Origin of the sequence: Thermomonospora sp. CIF 1, from assembly GCF_001896795.1 — a bacterium.
Lineage (GTDB): Bacteria > Actinomycetota > Actinomycetes > Streptosporangiales > Streptosporangiaceae > Thermomonospora > Thermomonospora curvata.
Genome location: NZ_MOYN02000008.1, coordinates 26,693 through 40,239 on the forward strand (window position 1 = coordinate 26,693; position 13,547 = coordinate 40,239).

Sequence of the window (13,547 nt, forward strand, 5' to 3'; positions counted from 1 at the left end):
GTTGAAGAGGCTCGGTCCCGTCCATGTGGCCCTTGCCGGCGAACACCCTGCATGCCGTTAGAAGCGAGCCGACAATGAACAGCGGGGAGCGGTAAGGGCCCCGGTGGCTTTGACGGCAGGTCCCGGCTTGGGCCGGTGGCCGCCGAAGTGAAGGCGCAGTTCATGGGTTATGAGACCACCCCGGTGGTGCGGGTGCGGTTGCGGGCCGAGCGCAAGCGGCGGCGTTGGGATGCGGCTCGGCTGGCTCGGGAGATGCTGGCGGTGATGGACGACACTCAGCGTCCGACTGTTGCGAGCCTGGCCCGCAGTATCGAGCGGTGGGAGAAGGGCCAGGTCACCCGGATCACCGAGCGGTACCGGCTGGTGTACGCCGAGGTGTTCGGCATCCCAGAGGCCGAACTGTTCGCCCCCTCGCCTCAGTCAGGCCCCGAAACCTTGGAGGACAGCAGCGCCGTGGGGGCTGCCGGCCGTTACTGCCGTCAGGGACCTGTCGCCCCGGAGCTGGTTGTGTACTTCCTGGAACAGTTGCCCGGCCACTACCGCGCGGACATGTGGCTTGGGCCCCGCCACCTCATCCCCACCGTCGCCACCCAGGCCCAACTCATCGAGGAGCTGAGCCGTGCCGCCGATGCACCCACCCGGCAAGGTCTCCTCGGCGCCGGTGTCGCCTACTCCTCCTTGCTGGGCCGGCTGTACCAGGACGCCGGTGACGTAGAACGGTCCGGCCACTGGCGTGCGGCGGCCCTGGACATGGCGCACCGCTCCGGCGACCTGCAACTGATCTCCTATGCGCTGACGAACAAGGCGATGCTGGCCATCGACCTCGGTGACGGCCGGGCCGTCTTCGACTACGCCACCGCCGCTTTGGCCGATGAGCACCGGCTGTGCCCGAAGGTGCGGGTCTTGGTGCTCGTCCACCAGGCACACGGCTGCACCATGCTTCCCAGCGGAGACCGGGACACCGTGGACCGGCTGCTGGACCGGGCGGCCGATCTCGTCGACCAGGTCGATGATGACTACCTCTGGGGCAACGCCTGCCGAAGGACCGGCGGCTACATCGACGTCCAGCGCGCCACCGCATACCTGCGGCTGGGCGCCTACCAGGCCGCCGCCGACCTGTGGGACCGGCTCCTGGGGGAGGCGCCGCAGTCGGTACGCCGCGATAACGCGGTGTTCTGGACGAGGTGGGCCGGGGCGCTGGCCGCCGTGCCGGAACCGGAGCGGGTGGTCCAGATCGCGGCAGCGGCGGCGCCGATCGTGGAGAGCACCGGGTCGGCGCGGCTGCGGCGGGAGCTGCCGGTGCAGCCGCTGCCGCCCGGCGAGTGGACGCGGCGCCCGCTGGTCGAGGAGGTACTCGACCACGCGCCGCCGGAGAAGGTATTCGTGATCGACCCGAAGAGCCTGATTCAACCCCGGAACGAAGAAGCCCCACTCTTTGCGGGGAGGGTGGGGACGCTGGGGCAGGTGCCGGGAAATGCGATCCGCTGCGCCGCCGGCCGGCCTCCGGAGGATTACGCCCTGCCCTGCCGACTTTAGGGCGCCCTGGCCCCATCTACCTGGGGCCAGGACGTTGCATGCGCCGCGTGTCCCGCCGCGACGGGCCTACGCTACAGGCCAGGTGAGACAAAGCCCACCGGTCACCGGCCGGTCGGGCTACTGACGCTCAGCGCCGTCCGGCCACACCACATCGACCGGGACGCCGATCTTGCGTGCGTGTTCCACCACGTCGCCGGTCCCGCCGTACCCGCCGGCCGGAAGCCCGTCCCACACCGCGACCAGACGATCCACGCTCTCCAGCAGCATCTTGCTGGCCGCCATGTACGCCTGCCGCCCGGACGTGGCGTGCCCCGTGTACCGCACCGACGACGCCCGGCCCAGCAGGTCGTCGAACTCGGCGAGGTTATCGGGCTTGACCTTTGCGTCCCGGTAGTCGGGAGCGGGCAGGATCACCTCGACCCGTCCACCGGAGTCCAGGACGGCGCGGGCGAAGATCTGATCGGCGCCCCGCGCCAGGCACGTCACGCCCACCAGGTCGCCGTCGTATCGACCGAGCAGGTCCCGCAGCGCGTCGTAGACGAGTTGCTCGGTGGCCTCAGTCAGGTTCGAGTGCCCGGTGACGCCGACCCTCACGCATGCTCCTTCATGTCGTTGTGGAACCGGTCTTTCAGCTCTGCCCGGACGTCGGCGATCACCGAAGCGTCCGCGTACCGCGCGGACTCTGCGTAGAAGTCTCCCAGCCGGCGGCGCACCCTCCCGGACCGGATGGTGCCGCAGATCCGGGCGGCCTCCCGGACTGCCTGAGCGGCTTGTTCACGCTCGTCCACCAGCAGGCACGCCCGGCCCAGCCCCACCAGGTCGAAGGCCCGGTTCCGCAGCCGCTGCGGCGGGCGCAGCTGCAGCGCCGTGGTGATGTACTCCACCGACCGGCGGGCGATGGCGCGATGATCGGCCCCGGCCCGGGCCCTCGCCAGGGCCAGGTCCCGGTAGCGGGCGCCGATCACCCCGGCCAGCTCGGCCTGGTCGAACCTCGTCACCCAGTACGGCATCGGCCTGCCGCTGTCGGCGCCGAATTCTTCCTCGGCGATCGCGACCGTCCGGTGGAACGCCTGGACGCGGCCCATCTGGGCATACGCCCACCCCTCGCGGGTCCGCAGCATCGCCCGCACCCTGCCGGGCGTATCCCCGCGGACCCCGTCCAGGGCGAGCCGCACCAGGTCGAGTGCGTCATCGGGCCGGTGCAGGTCGAGCATCTGCCGGGCCATCGCCCCCAGGATGTTCGCGCCGAACATCCTGTCACCGGCGGCGTGGGAGGCCCGCAGCGACAGCCGGTAGTAGCGTTGCGCGACCGGGTGCTGGCCGGCGTCGAACGACATCGACGCGGCGACCTTCGCCAGTTCGGCCAGCACGGCGAACAGCCGCCGGGTCACCTCCGCCCCCTGGGGGGTGCTCAGCAGGTCGGCGACCTCGTTCAGCTGGCCGATGACGGCCTTGCGGCGGATGCCGAGCCGGAACCGGGAGTCCCAGTGCCGCAGCAGCCGCGTCCACGCCTCGATCCGCTCGACCTCCTCCAACCCAACGGTGCTTTTCCGCCGGGGCGAGGTCGGCCGGCCGGCCTGGGTGATCCACGGCTCCAGCTGCTCGGTCAGAGCCGCGCCCACTAGCAGTGCACCGACCTGCTTGCCGGCGTCGCGGCGGGTCACCGACAGGTCGGCCAGGGTGGTGCGGGCGATGTCTTCAACGACCCGCTCCGGTGCCCACAGGGCCGGGTCTGCGGGGTCATCGCCGGTGGGGCGTCCAGTGGGGCGGGGGGTCAACGCGATCAGCTCTCCTCGCGCGTCCAGCAGCTCATCGAGTCGCTCCACGAGCTTGGCGGATGGTCGTTTGCGGCCGCGGGAGACCTTCGACAGGTGTCCTGGGTCGCAGGGGACGAGTTTTGCCAGTTCGCGGAGGCCGACCTGCCGTTCGGCCATCAATGCCCGCAGCTTGTCGCCGAACGCCATCGCCTCACCCGTTTCGCCCCGGGTTGACTTGTTGCCTGTGTTGCCCGTGTCGCATGGGCAACAGGGCAACACTTTCCACCGTAGCTCTCCGTGCGCTGGCCTGTACTCAGAAGCGTGCACTGCGACGCAGAAAGAAAAAGACGGCCCCGGCCCGCTGGGCGAACAGCGGGGAGTCCCGGGGCCTGGCCACGAACGGAGGTCGTGGTTGAGTACGACGGTATCCCACACCCGGTCACCGGTGTATTCCCCCGAGCCAACCGCCACTGACGCATGTGGCCCGGATGTGTTGGCTGATCTGCAGCGTCAGATCGGCAGGCAGTGGATGGTCTGGTACGGGCACCACACCCGCCGCTGGTGGGCGATGCCTTGCCCGCCCTACCCCTGGTTCGGGCTGGTCGAGGGTCGCACCCCCGCCGACCTGCTGGCCAGGGTGCGCGAAGTCCAGGCGTGCCACCGGCCCAGGGGGACGCGATGACCGCGGCCAACTCCCTCGACGGGCCTGAGCTGTTCCCATGGGAAGTCCGTAGCGAGGACGGGGAGACCCACGAAAGCGGAGTGTCGGACGACTGGGCGGCGGCGGCCCGACAACCCCTTGGAGTACGACTACCGGAAGGTGATCGGCCGGGGGGAGCGGCAAGCAGGATCGGCCGGAGTCATCTGGAGGACCGGCGGGTGAGACGGGGGCGGCCGGCATGGAGAGGCGCGGCCCCGCGCCGGCCGCCCCCATCCAGCGCGGGCGGGCACCGTAATGTCCGAGGTGGAGGTCGGCCCGACCGGTGCCCGCCCGCCCACTGTCCCGGAGGTCAGTCTTCAGTTGCCCCGGCAGCAGGCTCGGTGAATGGAGGGCGCGGTGGGAAGGAGTCCCGCTTGCCCGCGGCGTACTCGATGCACATGTTCAGGTACTCGTCCATGGTGATGCCGAGTTGTTGCAGCGCTTCCTTGGCGCGCTCATAGGCCGCGAGGTCCTTCGGCCGGAACGTCCGCGTCGTGTACTTGTGCTTGCTCGGCATCGCGGCGATGGTCCCATACGACCCCGCTGCGGTCTGCCAACCGAGCAGGCGAGTCTGGTTCGGGGAGCGAGTTGGATCGGGTGGCTTTCCACCTCCTTCGGGATCGCCCCTATGTCGTCGCGACCGGTACGCCGACAAGTGGTTCGAGCGGGCTGGTCAGGGCGCGGCATGACCACCAGGAAGAGCGCCCCGAAGAAGTAGCGCCAACACGGCAAAGCCCCGCCCGGTGTCGCGACCACCAGGCGGGGCGAAGGAACCCGCCAGAGAAAGGAAACGGTTCCGATGGCAAACGTACTGCAGCAGGGTCGGCAAACGTCGTGGACGGCGCCGCCCCGTGACTACGGCATTGAACCGGCGAAGGTCCGCGCCGAGTACGACGCCCTACTCAAGCGGGAACTCGCCCGGCAAAACAGCAGTACTCGCAAGTGACTGCACGACAGCTCCGGCGCGTCAAAGCCGTCGCCCCACCCCTGGCGCCGCAGGCCTCGCTGAAGGCGCTGCCGGACCGGGCCGGACGGTGGCGTGATAGCGCCCCGGGTCAGGAACTGGTTGAGATCATCTCCGGCATCGACTGACCCTGGAGGTGCCGATGGCCCCGACCCCCCTCACCGACGAGGAGATCGCCGCCGAGCTGGCCGCACTGCCCGGCTGGGAGCGCGACGGCGACACGATCACCCGCACGTTCGCGCACACCTACCACGAGTGCGTGCACCTGGCGATGTACGTGGCCGCCAAGGCTCGCGAGATCGGCCACCATCCCGACATCCACATCACCTGGCAGCGGATCCGTTTCGCCATCACCACCCACGACGCCGGCAACCGCCTCACCCGCAAGGACTTCGAACTCGCCCGGCACATCGACGCCATCGCCGCCGGACACGGAGCCAAGCCGGCCTGAAAACCGCATGACTGTCTGACAGCGGACGAAACTCCGCCCGGCATGCGACCAAGACGTGCAGCCAGGCAGAGCACCCGACCGGCATCGGCGCCCCGCCTCTTGTAGGCGGGGCGCTCGTCGTTTCCGGTCGGCGCCGGGATGTCGGGTCGTGTCGGTGGATGTCCGTGGCTGCCGACTGGATCGGTCGGGGCGCGCAGGGCTTCACTGAAAGCGATCGCTCTTTTGCGGAGCGGATCGTTCACTGCGGTGGGCCGACCGTGCCCAGGAGGATCCAGGGGGAGCCGATGACCATTACGGCAGTGCTGCGCCGTGAGGGCCGACTGTTCCCGAGTCACTGCCTTCCTTGCTCGGAAGGACGTTGATGCGCGCCCAAAGGACGTGCTCGGCGGCCACCGCGCGTCCCGGCCGTCCGGCTTGCAGGCAGGTCGTCGGCCGGGCGGCATGGCGCAGCGAAGGATGCGAACGCCGAACCGTCCGGCTCGCCATTGACCCGCCACGGCAGGAACACCAAAGGCCGCCCCGAACCGCGGCGGCCCGCACGTATCGAGAGAGGACAACGTCTTGAGCGCCAAGCCCGCGAGCAGCGAGGTCCTGCGGAACGCGATGGTCGACCGGCTGGCCGCCGATCACGCGGCGAAAGGGCTCACGCTGCACCCGGAGGTGGAGGCGGCGATGCGGGCCGTTCCCCGCGAGCTGTATGTGCCGGGCGTTCCGCTGGAGGAGGCCTACGAGAACACCGCGGTCATCACCAAGCGGCTCCCCAGCGGGGAGAACGTCAGCTCGGTGTCGGCGCCGTTCCTGATCGCGGAGATGCTGGGCCAGGCGATGGGCGCGCTCGGCGGCCTGAAGGGCCGGCATGTGCTGGAGATCGGCAGCGGCGGCTATAACGCGTCCCTGCTGGCCGAACTCGTCGGAACGGCCGGATCGGTCACGACCGTCGACATCGATCCCGAGGTGGCCGACCGGGCCGCCGCCTGCCTGAAAGCGGCGGGCTACCACGACGTCACCGTGGTCTGCGCGGACGCCGAGCATCCGATCGAACCGGGCCGCGGCTACGACCTGATCATCGTCACGGCCGGGGCCTGGGACGTCCCACCCGCCTGGCGTGAGCAGCTCACCGAGGGCGGCGTGCTGGTCGTGCCGTTGCGGACGTTCGGGACGACCAGGTCATGGGCGCTGCGGCGGGTGGGCGACCGGCTGGTCAGCCACAGCCATCGCCAGTGCGGGTTCGTTCCCGTGCAGGGCGCCGGCGCCCACCAGATCCGCTGCATCGACCTCGCCGAGGGCGTTCACCTGCGCCTCGACGAAGGCGAGCAGATCGACGCCGACGCCGTCAAAGGCGTCCTGGAGCAGCCGAGGCGGGAGGCGTGGGCCGGGCTGAGCCTGCCGCCCGCCACCCGGCTGCACGACCTGAGCCTGTGGCACGCGACCCACCTGCGCGAGCACGCCGTGGTCTTGACCGCACAGGAAGAGGCCATCGCTTCCGGGATCGTCGCCCCGTCCTGGCAGCACGGTACCTCCGCCACCGTGCACAACGGCACGCTCGCCTACCGGACTCTTCGCTGGACCGACCGGCGTTTCGACCTCGGCGCCTACGCGCATGGTCCCGACGCACAGGCGGCCGCCGAGCGGATGGTCGAGAACATGCGCGCCTGGGTGGAGGCCGGCTGTCCCACCCCGGCCCTGGAGGTCTTGCCCGCCTGCACCCCAGACGGCGATCTGCCGGACGGGACCGTCCTGGACAAGCGGCACAGCCGCCTCGTCGTGTCCTTCATCCCCGGTTGACCTCCACCCCTCGCCCGAAGGCGAGGACTTCCCTTGGAGGTCTCGGTCAGGGACGAAGCCCTGAAACGGTCATTCCTGCTTGCGGAAGGGAGAAGGCTTGACGGTGCGTGAAGACAGCCGTCGGCGACAGCGTTCCCTGAGCATGGCATCGATGAGATGACCTGGCCGGACAGCCATCGATAGAAGCCAAACTCATTACGTATCGTAACGAAAATCCAGAAGGGACCTCTCCGCCCCTAGTCCGGGATCCCACTCCCCGCCATCCGTGCCAACCATGAAAAGGCCAGGACGCCTGCCACCGCGGGAACGCAGAGTCCTGCGGAGCTTGTCGCTGGGTGGCCCGTGATGCAACCCTTGCCGGGAAACTCTGTGACTGGTCGCCGACCCCGGTGGGAGTGCGTCATGTCGACCTTCGCCACGGTAGGCGTTCCGCTGCTGACGGTGGCGGCCACCTTGGCTGGTGGCTGGTTCGTCACCACCCGGATCACCGACCATTGGGACCAGATCAAAAAGCACCGCGAGATGGATCTGGCCGCGGCCGAGCATTTCCAGCGGCTCTACGGCGAGTTCATCGTGGTCTGGAAAACCTGGAACGCGCTGGAGGGCAAGCACACCGCCGCCTGCCCCGCTCCCGAAGAGGCCCGCTGGGACTGCCTGCAGCGAATGATCGAGGTCGAAGGCGAAGTCGAAGCACTGGTGGCGAAGCTGGCCACCGAACGCGTCCTGACCGAGACCGAGATCGACATGCTCGGCAGTGTCCGGCAGGCCTTCAAATTCGTCCGCCGGACCATCAGGAAGGGCCGGCCTTTGAACTGGACCTCTGATGAGGTCGAACCCTATGCCGCGTTCAAGGCGCTGGTGGCCGCTCTCTCCCACATGGTGATGAACTCCCCCGGCCCTCAGCACCGGCCTTCCTCCGCCGTGGCGGCCCGTAATTTCCTGCAGATCACCGACAACCGTCACGAGATCACCTGGGTGGCCACCGGTCTGCGCCTGGCCGACACACCGATCCCCGAACAACCTGCCCGTCGGCGGAGGCTCCTGCTCTCGCGGCGGAGGTAAGAGGGCTGCGCTGGGTCCTCAACTGACGGCGCCGACTGGGACACGCCCAGTGAAACCGGTCGGCGATTGCTCCGGCGCTCCCTGGTGCGATAGCAATGATGCCTTCGTCCTTGAGGCCGGTCAGGCCATGAACAGAGAGGTCTGGTCGGCAAGCCGTGTCCACAGGCTGTGGAAACTTCTGCGCTCTTTGTCATGGACGCCGGCCGGGCCGACGCTCAGGAACCGCTCGGTGGTGGGGAAACGCTCCGGGTCGGGGGTGCACAGTTGCGCGCGCATGATGGCGAAATCATCGGCTTGCGCTTCGGTTCCGTGGGCGCGTGCCCGGCGGTGAAGTTCGGCGATCATCTGCTGCCGGGACCCTTCGGAAAGAGTCTTTACGCTCCGCCACGCCGTGCCCTTCTTCGTCGGGATGCGCCGTCCGGTTTTCTTGTCGACCGCCGCATGGTAGATGCGCCGCACGTCATACAGGGCCCAGGTCTCCCGCCGCAGGGCCTCCTCCGCCAGGGCCAGGACCCGATATAGGCGGTGGTCGATGGCGAACTGCACGGCGCTGGTCCGGGAGAAGAGCGTGGCCCGGGGGTTCAGCGCCATCGCTCGTCTCTCCATGAGCAGGGCCAAGACAGCGCCCTTTGGTTCTCTGCGCCACCGGTCGGCCAGATGCTCGGCATCTGATGCGGCGAAGGGACAGTAGACGCAGCAGCTCCTCGGCCAGGTCGTGCCGAAGACCTCATGGAGGTAGCCGAGGGTGTCGGCGCGCGTCCAGCCCCATTCCGCCAGCGGGAACCGGGCGTGGCGGGAGGCGGAGGTGTAGGTGGAGTCTTTGAGGATGCGGTGACCCTCTTCGGCGGAGAAGCCGAGGATGTGCTGATAGGTGAGGCCGGCCAGGTGGTCTTCTTTCCACCACTCCAGCGGGTCGGCCTTGCTTTTGACCGAGCAGATGCGTTTGCCGTGGGCGAATTGCGGGACGGTGCCGTTGCCGAGCTGTTCATCACGTAGCCGCCAAGGGCCGACCATGTGCATGCGTTTCGGCTGCCGGGAGTCGTCTAAAACCGCGTATCGGGACGATGCGAGCGGGCCGCCCCGGGAAAGCTGGACGTAGCGGACGGAGAACTTGCGCATCAGCGGGAGTATGAACTGCTCCATGTGCTCGGCGGTTTCGGTGAACTCATCTCCGGTCATGGCCGTCATCACGATCAGGTCGTCCAGCTTGAAGTCCCGGGTTTCTGGTTCGAGCAGGAACCGGGTGAGCACTCCCACCGAATCCACTCCCATGCCCAGCGACAAAACGACTTTGTCCACGCCTGTTCCTTCCTTTGGTGAGGGACGGGGAAAGCGAAGGCCGCAGCCGATTCCCTCGGCTGCGGCCTTCAAAGAAAAGGGAGATGGTTAAAAGGGTGGTTCTGTGGTGCCTGCACCGGCTGTGGTGGGCACGGCGGTATCCGCCCACGGGTCAGAAGGTGAGGCTGCTTCTGCCTGGGGTGCTGAGAGGGGGCCGTTTCGCGGGACGGCGGGTGGGGCGGCAAGGCGCTGGGCCTTGGCGATCCTGGCCGTGGCGTTCTGCAGGGAGGGGCCGATGTGCTCGACGTCGATCTCCATGACCGTGCGGCGCCGGCCGTCTGCGGTTTCGTAGGAGCGCTGCTTGAGCCGCCCACGGACGATCACCTTGTGGCCGCGCTGGAGGCTTTCGGTGACGTTCTCCGCTTGGCGGCCCCAGACGTTGCAGGTGATGAACAAGGGGGCGGCGTCCTTCCACTCGGCGGTGGACGCATCTCGATACCGCGGGGTCGAGGCCACGCGGACGTTGGCGACGGCGCGTCCGGAAGGAAGGAACTTCAAGATGGGGTCGGCGACGAGGTTGCCGACCACGGTGATGGTGGTGTCGTTGCTCATGTCCGTTCCTTGGGGTGCAGGTGGCCTGCTGCCGGTGAGGTGACGGCGGCTCGGAAAGGCCAGGGACATCCCTGGAAGGGGGCGAGGCTCCCTGGTGGTGCGGCCGGTGACGGACCCCGACCGTCTGTTCACGAGCGACCTGGGCGATGTCGCTGGACGTTCGGTGCCGTAGACCTGGTGCGCTGGGCGCTGTCCGTGCTGAGGTGCATCGTGGAGGTCGCGCGCAGATCACCTCGTGCGGGGAGCGGCCTGGCCCGAGCCACAGCGCGGTGGTTCTGGAAGGCGGCCTCGTTCGCATATCTCCGAAAGACCCGGCGGCATGCCGCCGACCTGCCGTCGGCTCAAGACCAGGTGGTGATCACCTAGTTGCGGCCGTTCAGAGCACAAGTGCCGCACGGCAGCCCCAGCACTGAGGCGACCTGGTGAGAAGGAAACCGCTCTCGCCCTGCCGCCGCCGGACGTCGGCGTTGACTGCAGGCATGCGGTGAGGCGGTTTCGATCACTGGCCTCGCCCCTCGCCGGTCTCCGGCCGCTCCCGGCCGGCCGTCCGCCGCCTCGCTTGGTGATCTCGATGGCAGGAGCGGTGGGCGTGGGGAGCCCACGCGCCCAGGTCCGAGCAGAGGCGGCCGATCGATGGCCCGGGGTCGATGACCACCACTTCGGCTTGGCTGACCGGGCCATGGCAGTACACGCAGGCGGGCATCGGGACGCGTCCGCTGCTGGTGGGCTCACTCGGCCATTCGCCCCAGCCCGGCATCTGGCCGTCCAGCATGAACCGATCAGCCCGCTGAAACGGCACCGAACCGCAGGTGCCGAGAGGGTAGAAGGCATCCAGCCACTCGGCGCCGCTGGAATGGTCATAAATCCGCAGGCGGCTTGTGTGCAGGCCGTCCGACAGCGACCAGACCTCTGCTCGCCAGCGTTCGTGGAACTTAAGGTGCATCCCCAGCTCTGGGACGAACCACCAGCCGCTGGTCGCCTCGCTATCTGGGGTCCTGCGCATGGCGTGCCCCTTGTAGGTGCTCTCGCCGGTCAGCATGCCTCGCCCCCATTCCCCTGGGCGGGATCGGGCGCGATGGGGCAGGAGTGCCCGGTGGCGGCTTCTACCAGGACGTGGAGCAGATCAGCGGGTTCGGCAGGCACACGGCCCTGACAGCGCAAGCAGATCAACTCCAGATGGTCGGGCGGCGAACCCGCCGATGCGGCCACCCGGAACTGGGCGGGATCCAGCGCCAGCAACCGTGCCGGTGCGTTGTCGAGCAGGAACCGAAGACGCCGTTGGGCTGCGTCGGTGCGCCGATGGACGTCGATCACCACCGGTCCCGCACCGGTGCCACCGCCGGCCTGCGGGCTGTCGCCGGCGGCCTGGCCGATATAGATGAACGCCACCACATCGGCGGCGTTGAGATAGATGATCGGTGCGCCGTCGGCGCGTTCGAGCCGTTCGACCGTGATCTGCTCATCCCCCGGCCGAGCACGGGCCAGCACCCGGCAGACGAACGCCTCGTCCCCCGGCTCGGCAGAACGATCCCCGGCAGCAGCCCCACCGGGACTCGAAGAAGAATCCGGAACGATCTTGAGGTGGCGCGGCATCGGCCGCTCCTTCCTGGCCAAAGGCCGGTCATAAAACGGCTCCGCCCCGAACAGCCGCCCGGGGCGGAGCCAGAAACAGGCAGGGAATCAGGCGTGCGCGGCCAACTGCAGCACCTGCAGGGCCCGCGATTCCATCTCGTGCGCGGCGTCGGCGTCAGGCAAAGTCCGGGCGACGGAGGTGACCGCGTGCATCACCCCGCCCGCGGTCAGATCCCCGCTCTTGATGAAATGCCCCAAGATCGCGTCCTGCTGCTCGGTGGAGAACCGCAGCTGCTGAGAGATGACCTGGATGGTCTCCACCGGACGCTCGACGGGCACACCGGCCTTGGCCTCCATCACGGCCACGACCTTCTGCACGTAGGCCGGGGTGAGGAACCGCCGGACCGCATCGGTGGTCTTGGCCGTGATCAGCTCCAGGTTCTTCCGGTGCGTCGTGCCGCTCCAGTCGATGACCCCTTCATCGAGCTTGCCGCCCAGATGCACGGCCCGATGCGCATCGGCGGTGATGGTGTAGCCGTTGTCGCAGACCTGGAACACGATCCGCGGAGTGATCGCGGCGGCCCCGCACCCGGTCTCGCTGTTGGTGATCACGAACCCGCCCCACACCACCGGGTTGTCCGTCCCCTCCGCCCCGGTGAACGGAGACCGGTACCCCTCCAGCAGCCGAGGCGCCAGCACCTCGACCGCCGGCGAGTAGAGGCGCACGTACATGCGCTGCTCGGTCAGATCACAGCCCTGAATGGTGATCGGAACCCCGGCCCGCTCCACCCCATCCAGGGCGGCGGTCAGCACGTCCAGATGATCGACCCGCTTGTAGGAGTCCGACAGCAGCGCCCGCGCCACCCCCTCCCCGCGTGCTCCACGGAACCCCCGGATGAGGAACTTGGTCTCCGGCGCGCGCCTCAGCCAGCCGTTGACATTGGCGTCCCACAACTCGATCGCCTCATGACGGCACCTGCGCAGATACGGCAGGTTGATCTTCAGCTTCTCGGCGATGCCCCTCTCACAGGTCGCCGTCGGCCGGTAGACGCCATCGGTGCGAGTGACCCCACTGGGCGACAGCACCGGTTCGGTACCCGAGATCAGCAGCCGCCCTCCCTCGGCCCGCAGCGCCGAGGCGGAGGCGACGATGTCGACCTTGCGGCCCTGCTGCTCCCGCAGCAACGCCACCAGATCCCCCAGCTCAGCGTGCCGAGTCACCAGCTCCCCGGCCACCGCAGGTGCGTTCATGAACGTGGTCCTTCCACTTCGGGGGAGGGCCAAGGGCCTGCCCTCCCGGAGGAAAGACCACCTGCGACGGCCGCCCGCGGAGGGCAAGGCGGCGGTCCGGCCGGACAAGATCTTTCCGACGAAGGAGGAAAGATCTCTGCCCCAGGCCGGAACGAGCACAGCGAGAGCCGCCTTTCCCTCCGCCAGGCCGTCGCAACCCTAAAACCCCGGGAGGGCAAGGCCCACTATCCCGAAGAGACAACGCCGCGCGAAGAACTGACCGTCGCCAATCACGCTAAGGAGCCACGGTCACAGTCCCTCCAGGGGTGATGAGCGATCGGCGGGTCGATCGCCAACCCGCGCCTGTGCCCGTTGCGATCCCTCCAGGGGTGATGAGCGACTGGTTCGGAAGCCGACCTGTACCGGCAGCTCCACGTGTTGCGATCCCTCCAGGGGTGATGAGCGACACCTGATCGAACTCGCAAAAAGGCAAGAGGAGATCGCGTTGCGATCCCTCCAGGGGTGATGAGCGACATGACCCGCTGGCCCCGCACGACCGCCATCTGTGTTGCGATCCCTCCAGGGGTGATGAGCGACAAG

The 13,547-nt window shown here is 68.5% G+C and carries 14 protein-coding genes; 6 read left to right on the plus strand and 8 right to left on the minus strand.

What is annotated here, in order from left to right:
* The first annotated feature begins 135 nt into the window (after positions 1 to 135).
* Positions 136 to 1,536: an NsdA family TPR-like regulatory protein gene (locus BUE48_RS04575; protein WP_286989003.1), complete on the plus strand. Its 1,401-nt coding sequence runs from the start codon at positions 136 to 138 to the stop codon at positions 1,534 to 1,536.
* Positions 1,537 to 1,653: 117 nt separating this feature from the next.
* On the opposite strand, the gene BUE48_RS04580 is transcribed toward BUE48_RS04575, so the two are convergent.
* A complete protein-coding gene (locus BUE48_RS04580; RefSeq protein ID WP_286989009.1) occupies positions 1,654 to 2,130 on the minus strand; it encodes a hypothetical protein in 477 nt (158 codons plus the stop codon).
* Entirely contained in the window at positions 2,127 to 3,500 is a 1,374-nt protein-coding gene (locus BUE48_RS04585; protein WP_286989010.1) for a helix-turn-helix domain-containing protein, read from the minus strand. Before BUE48_RS04585 ends, BUE48_RS04580 begins: the two co-directional genes overlap by 4 nt.
* A 286-nt stretch (positions 3,501 to 3,786) precedes the next feature.
* Here BUE48_RS04585 and BUE48_RS04590 point away from each other — a divergent pair, with 286 nt between their 5' ends.
* Positions 3,787 to 3,975, plus strand: a complete 189-nt coding sequence (locus BUE48_RS04590; protein ID WP_286989011.1) for a hypothetical protein — start codon at positions 3,787 to 3,789, stop codon at positions 3,973 to 3,975.
* 328 nt (positions 3,976 to 4,303) lie between these two features.
* Here BUE48_RS04590 and BUE48_RS04595 read toward each other — a convergent pair whose 3' ends face one another.
* A complete protein-coding gene (locus BUE48_RS04595) occupies positions 4,304 to 4,510 on the minus strand; it encodes a hypothetical protein (RefSeq protein ID WP_012851292.1) in 207 nt (68 codons plus the stop codon).
* A gap of 425 nt (positions 4,511 to 4,935) precedes the next feature.
* Here BUE48_RS04595 and BUE48_RS04600 point away from each other — a divergent pair, with 425 nt between their 5' ends.
* From BUE48_RS04600 to BUE48_RS04615, 4 genes are all read left to right on the plus strand, one after another.
* Positions 4,936 to 5,085: a hypothetical protein gene (locus BUE48_RS04600; RefSeq protein WP_286989012.1), complete on the plus strand. Its 150-nt coding sequence runs from the start codon at positions 4,936 to 4,938 to the stop codon at positions 5,083 to 5,085.
* Positions 5,086 to 5,099: 14 nt separating this feature from the next.
* Complete coding sequence (locus tag BUE48_RS04605) at positions 5,100 to 5,408, plus strand: 4a-hydroxytetrahydrobiopterin dehydratase (protein ID WP_012851294.1); 309 nt, start codon at positions 5,100 to 5,102, stop codon at positions 5,406 to 5,408.
* A gap of 561 nt (positions 5,409 to 5,969) precedes the next feature.
* The gene (fxlM, locus tag BUE48_RS04610) at positions 5,970 to 7,193 is read left to right on the plus strand and encodes a methyltransferase, FxLD system (RefSeq protein WP_286989014.1); all 1,224 of its coding nucleotides are present in this window, start codon (positions 5,970 to 5,972) and stop codon (positions 7,191 to 7,193) included.
* Positions 7,194 to 7,595: 402 nt separating this feature from the next.
* Positions 7,596 to 8,255: a hypothetical protein gene (locus BUE48_RS04615; RefSeq protein ID WP_286989015.1), complete on the plus strand. Its 660-nt coding sequence runs from the start codon at positions 7,596 to 7,598 to the stop codon at positions 8,253 to 8,255.
* Between the two features lie 120 nt (positions 8,256 to 8,375).
* Here BUE48_RS04615 and BUE48_RS04620 read toward each other — a convergent pair whose 3' ends face one another.
* The 5 genes from BUE48_RS04620 to BUE48_RS04640 all read right to left on the minus strand — a co-directional run bounded on the left by BUE48_RS04620 (position 8,376) and on the right by BUE48_RS04640 (position 12,968).
* Positions 8,376 to 9,626, minus strand: a complete 1,251-nt coding sequence (locus tag BUE48_RS04620; protein WP_286989017.1) for a hypothetical protein — start codon at positions 9,624 to 9,626, stop codon at positions 8,376 to 8,378.
* 15 nt (positions 9,627 to 9,641) lie between these two features.
* Positions 9,642 to 10,145 (minus strand): single-stranded DNA-binding protein, encoded by a 504-nt coding sequence (gene ssb, locus BUE48_RS04625; protein WP_286989019.1) that lies wholly within the window; start codon positions 10,143 to 10,145, stop codon positions 9,642 to 9,644.
* Between the two features lie 499 nt (positions 10,146 to 10,644).
* Positions 10,645 to 11,148, minus strand: a complete 504-nt coding sequence (locus tag BUE48_RS04630) for a hypothetical protein (RefSeq protein WP_286989020.1) — start codon at positions 11,146 to 11,148, stop codon at positions 10,645 to 10,647.
* 29 nt (positions 11,149 to 11,177) lie between these two features.
* Positions 11,178 to 11,738, minus strand: coding sequence for a hypothetical protein (locus BUE48_RS04635; RefSeq protein ID WP_012851300.1), 561 nt, complete (start codon positions 11,736 to 11,738; stop codon positions 11,178 to 11,180).
* Between the two features lie 87 nt (positions 11,739 to 11,825).
* The gene (locus BUE48_RS04640; protein ID WP_286989021.1) at positions 11,826 to 12,968 is read right to left on the minus strand and encodes a DUF932 domain-containing protein; all 1,143 of its coding nucleotides are present in this window, start codon (positions 12,966 to 12,968) and stop codon (positions 11,826 to 11,828) included.
* Positions 12,969 to 13,547 lie beyond the last annotated feature (579 nt).

Excerpts from the sequence above, each read along its gene's own strand:
- BUE48_RS04585 (WP_286989010.1), bottom strand. The coding sequence starts at position 3,500 with ATGGCGTTCGGCGACAAGCTGCGGGCATTGATGGCCGAACGGCAGGTC.
- BUE48_RS04595 (WP_012851292.1), bottom strand. The coding sequence starts at position 4,510 with ATGCCGAGCAAGCACAAGTACACGACGCGGACGTTCCGGCCGAAGGAC.
- BUE48_RS04605 (WP_012851294.1), top strand. The coding sequence starts at position 5,100 with ATGGCCCCGACCCCCCTCACCGACGAGGAGATCGCCGCCGAGCTGGCC.
- BUE48_RS04615 (WP_286989015.1), top strand. The coding sequence starts at position 7,596 with ATGTCGACCTTCGCCACGGTAGGCGTTCCGCTGCTGACGGTGGCGGCC.
- ssb (WP_286989019.1), bottom strand. The coding sequence starts at position 10,145 with ATGAGCAACGACACCACCATCACCGTGGTCGGCAACCTCGTCGCCGAC.
- BUE48_RS04630 (WP_286989020.1), bottom strand. The coding sequence starts at position 11,148 with ATGCGCAGGACCCCAGATAGCGAGGCGACCAGCGGCTGGTGGTTCGTC.
- BUE48_RS04635 (WP_012851300.1), bottom strand. The coding sequence starts at position 11,738 with ATGCCGCGCCACCTCAAGATCGTTCCGGATTCTTCTTCGAGTCCCGGT.
- BUE48_RS04640 (WP_286989021.1), bottom strand. The coding sequence starts at position 12,968 with ATGAACGCACCTGCGGTGGCCGGGGAGCTGGTGACTCGGCACGCTGAG.